The following is a 3,995-nucleotide window of genomic DNA, read 5'->3' as shown; positions in this document are numbered from 1 at the left end:
GCTCCAGCCTGACTATCGATACCGTCAGCCTGGGCGCGGGGACCCTCACCCTGAACTCCAGCGCCACGGCCAACGTCCCGAACTGCATTTACCAGGCGAACGGTCAGGTCAACGTGTTCACCCCGCTCAACATCTCCGCTTCGTTTACCTGGTCGTGCGGCGCCTTCGAGGGCGGCGACACGATCACTGTCTCTGGCCCCGCCACCCTCAGCGACACCGCCTGCGGGAACAAGGTCCTCAACGATCCCAACCTTTTGAACAATCTTACGACGTTAACGTGGACCGGCGGCGACATCGTGATCGACGGCAACAGCGTCTTCACCAACAACGGCAGTTTCGACATCCAGACCGATGCCGACATCCTGGCTGGCGGCAGCCTCCTCGTCGGCGCCATCATGAACCCCGGCACCTTCAGCAAGTCCGCCGGCGCCGGAGTCACCACCGTGGGCGTGCCCTACACCAGCACTAACATTACCGAGTCGCTGAGCGGGACGCTGAGCTTCGGCTCCACCTTCACCCAGAACGGCCCCACCTCCAGGTTGCTTTTGGACGGGGGGAGCTTCTCCGGCTCGACCTTCCAGATCAACGACGGTACCATCGAAGGGGCGGGCACGATTATCGGCGACGTCGTCAACAGCGGTGGCACCCTCCGGCCAGGAACCATCGGCGGTATGGGGGCCGGCGTGATTAACGAAACCGGCAATAACACCCAGCTCATCGGCGGCGCCTACAACGCCGAGCTAGGCGGCACCACACCCGGCAACATGGTCGGCAACCACGACCAGCTCAACGCCACCGGCGTCGCCAACCTCAACGGCACCCTCAACGTCACCCTCGTCGACGCCTTCACGCCGGTGGTGGGCAACATGTTCACCATCCTCACCGCCACCGGCGGCGTCAACGGGACCTATTCGACCATCAACCTGCCTAACGTTGCGCCCAATGAGTGGCAGGTGCAATTCAACGCCAATGACGTCACCCTGGTGCTGCTGGCCAACGCCCCGCCCAATGCCCTCGACGACATGTATTCCACCAACGAAGAAGTGCAGTTGGTGGTGAACGCCGCCTCGGGCGTGCTCGCCAACGACACTGACTCCACCGCGATGACCGTCACCACCACCCCGGTGATGGACGTCTCCAACGGCACCTTGATGCTCAATGCCGACGGCTCCTTCACTTACACCCCCGACCTCGACTTCGCCGGCATGGACAGCTTCGTCTATGAAGTCTGCGACACCGAGCCGCTCTGCTCCACCGCCACCGTCACCATCACCGTCAACGGCATCAACGACGCCCCCACCTTCACCGGCGGGCCCGACGTGATGGTGGCGGAGGACGCCGGGGCGCAGACGGTTGCGATGTGGGCGACTGCCATCTCGCCCGGCGGTGGCGCCGATGAGGCCGGCCAGGTGCTCACTTTCAACGTCACCAACAACACCAACCCGGCGCTCTTCTCGGTCGGCCCGGCGGTGGATGGAACCTCGGGCGACCTGACTTTCACCTCGGCTCCGGACGCAAACGGCAGCGCCGACATCACCGTCGTGCTGATGGACGACGGCGGCACCGCCAACGGCGGCGTGGACACCAGCGGCCAGCAGTTCTTCACCATCAACATCGCGCCGGTGAACGACGCCCCGGTGGCCAACAACGACATGTTCACCGTCGTCGAGAACTCGATGAACAACGTTCTCGACGTGCTGCCCAACGACACCGACGTCGACGGCGACACCCTCACCGTCGTGAACCTGTCGGCGCCCGACATGGGCGGCACCGCTATGACTGATGGCATGACCATCACCTACTCGCCGGCGGCCGCCTTCACCGGCACCGAAACCTTCACCTACGACGCCTGCGACCCCTCGGCCGCCTGCGACACCGCCCTCGTCACCGTCAACGTGGTCGCCAACTTCCCGCCCAACGCCGTGGACGACGTGGCCAACACCAATGAAGACAGCTTCGTTGACACCAACGTGCTGGCCAACGACGACGACGGCGGCGACGGCGGCACTCTCTCGGTGGTCGGCTTCACCCAGGGCGCCTTCGGCACCGTCACCGACCAGGGCGGCGGCATTCTCCGCTACACGCCCAACCCCGACTTCAACGGCATGGACTCGTACACCTACGACGTCTCCGACACCTTCAGCACCGACACCGGCACCGTCAACGTCACCGTGGTCGCCGTCAACGACGCTCCTAGCTTCACCGACGCCGGCGACGTTACTGTGGCTGAGGACTCCGGAGCGCAGACCGTGGCCGGCTGGGCCAGCAACATCATGCCGGGGCCTGCGACCGCCACCGATGAAGCCGGGCAGGCGTTGCAGTTCAACGTCACTGCCAACACCAACGCGGCCCTGTTCTCCGTCCAGCCAGCGGTGAACGCCATGTCGGGCGACCTGACCTTCACGCCCGCCGCCGACGCCTTCGGCTCGTCGGACATCACTGTCGTCCTGATGGATGACGGCGGCACCGCCAACGGCGGCGTCGACACCAGCGCCTCTTCGACCTTCACCATCACCGTCACCAACGTCAACGACCCGCCGGTCATCACCGCGGGGCCGACCTCGAACCCGGTCAGCCCGATTCCGGGCAACACCTCGACGGGCGCCAACGTGGCCTTCTCGATTACGGTCACCGACGCCGACAACGACCCGCTCACCTTCAGTTGGACGGGCGGCTGCGGCGCCTCCGCGGTGGAAGACCCGACGCTGGCCTGTCCGTTCGGCGTGGGCCTGAGCGTGGACGTGACCGTGGATGACGGCAACGGCGGGATGGACATGGGCAACATCGTGGTGGACGTCACTGACTACAGCATCGCGGCCAACTGCACCTCCGGCATGCCGCCCTGCACCAGCGCCACCATGGCCACCATCACCGCCGGGCAGGCGGTGGACTTCGACCTCACCGCCACCGGCATCAACGGCGCCTACGCCGCCAACATCACCTACTCCTGCCTGAACCTGCCGGCGCAGACCACCTGCAGCTTCTCGCCCAGCAACATGGTGGCCAACGCCCCGCCGGGCGGCGTGGTGACCATGCTGCGCATCCAAACCACGGCGCCGGGCTTCGCGCAACTGCACGCGCCCTCCAGCCAGCCCTCCCAGCCGCCCTTCCTGGCGCTCTTTATGACCGTGCCCGGATTGGCGCTGTTCGGCCTGGTGCTGGCGGGCGGGCGCCGGAAGCGGCGCGGCCTCGGCACACTCTGCCTGCTGGCTATCGCCTTGGTGATGGCTACGGTGCTGGTGGGCTGCGGGAGCGGCGGCGACTTCTTCACCAGCCTGGGCAATCCGGGCACGCCGGCCGGCAGCCACACCATCATGATCCGCGCCCAGGGCGCCGGCACGCTCGAGCGCACGGTGGACCTGACCGTCGTCGTTCAGTAGTTCGCTCTTCGGGGGAAGCTCGTCCCGCCCAGCGGGGCCGCTTCCCCCTTCTTCTTTCCCGCCACACTCTTCTCGAAGGGGCAAGCGGACCTTGGACGCCCGCAACTCGAAAACCTCTGCCCGGGGAAAGCTGCGCCGCGGTTAGAAGAGGCGTTCCTGCTCGCGGATGGTGCCGAAGGTGCCGACGTTGGCGATGGTGAAGGCGAAGCGGTACTCGTTCTGGCTGCGCAGCGGCCCCAGCCCCAGCCGCCGGTAGGAAAAAGCCACGCCGCAGCAATCCCAGTTGTAGCTCGTCTGCACCACGGTGTTGGGCAGGAAGTCCTCCCGCACATCCCAGGTGACCGCGAAGGCGCCGTTGAACCCGCGGCGGTTGAGGCCTCCGAAGCTCACCAGCATGCGGAGCTGGTTCGAGCGCGGCTGCAGCACCTCGTCGTTCCGGATCACCAGGTGGGAGAGGCCGACGCGGAGCAGCTCGGTGAGTTGCGTGCCCACGCCCACACGCGTGTTCAGGATCTTGTGCTTCACCGGGTCGTAGTCCAGCCGGAAGTCGGCGTCGTACCGCCCGCCGGGCGTGACCCGCACGGAGGAAACGATGGGCGAGAAGCGCCGCGGGCC

2 protein-coding genes are annotated in these 3,995 nt (G+C 66.4%); one reads left to right on the top strand and one right to left on the bottom strand.

Features of this window, described 5'->3' with window-relative positions; all coding sequences use genetic code 11:
* A partial coding sequence (locus ACRDSQ_RS32965) for a tandem-95 repeat protein (protein WP_431426600.1) occupies nt 1–3,380 on the top strand: 3,380 nt, incomplete at its 5' end.
* Between the two features lie 141 nt (nt 3,381–3,521).
* Here ACRDSQ_RS32965 and ACRDSQ_RS32960 read toward each other — a convergent pair.
* Nucleotides 3,522–3,995: hypothetical protein (locus ACRDSQ_RS32960; RefSeq protein WP_431426599.1), on the bottom strand; the 474-nt coding region annotated here is incomplete at its 5' end.

This window comes from Actinokineospora sp. (genome assembly GCF_050699995.1).
In the GTDB taxonomy this organism is placed as follows: Bacteria; Actinomycetota; Actinomycetes; order Mycobacteriales; family Pseudonocardiaceae; genus Actinokineospora.
Note: the sequence above shows the minus strand (reverse complement) of the source record. Positions and strands in the feature narration are given on the sequence as shown.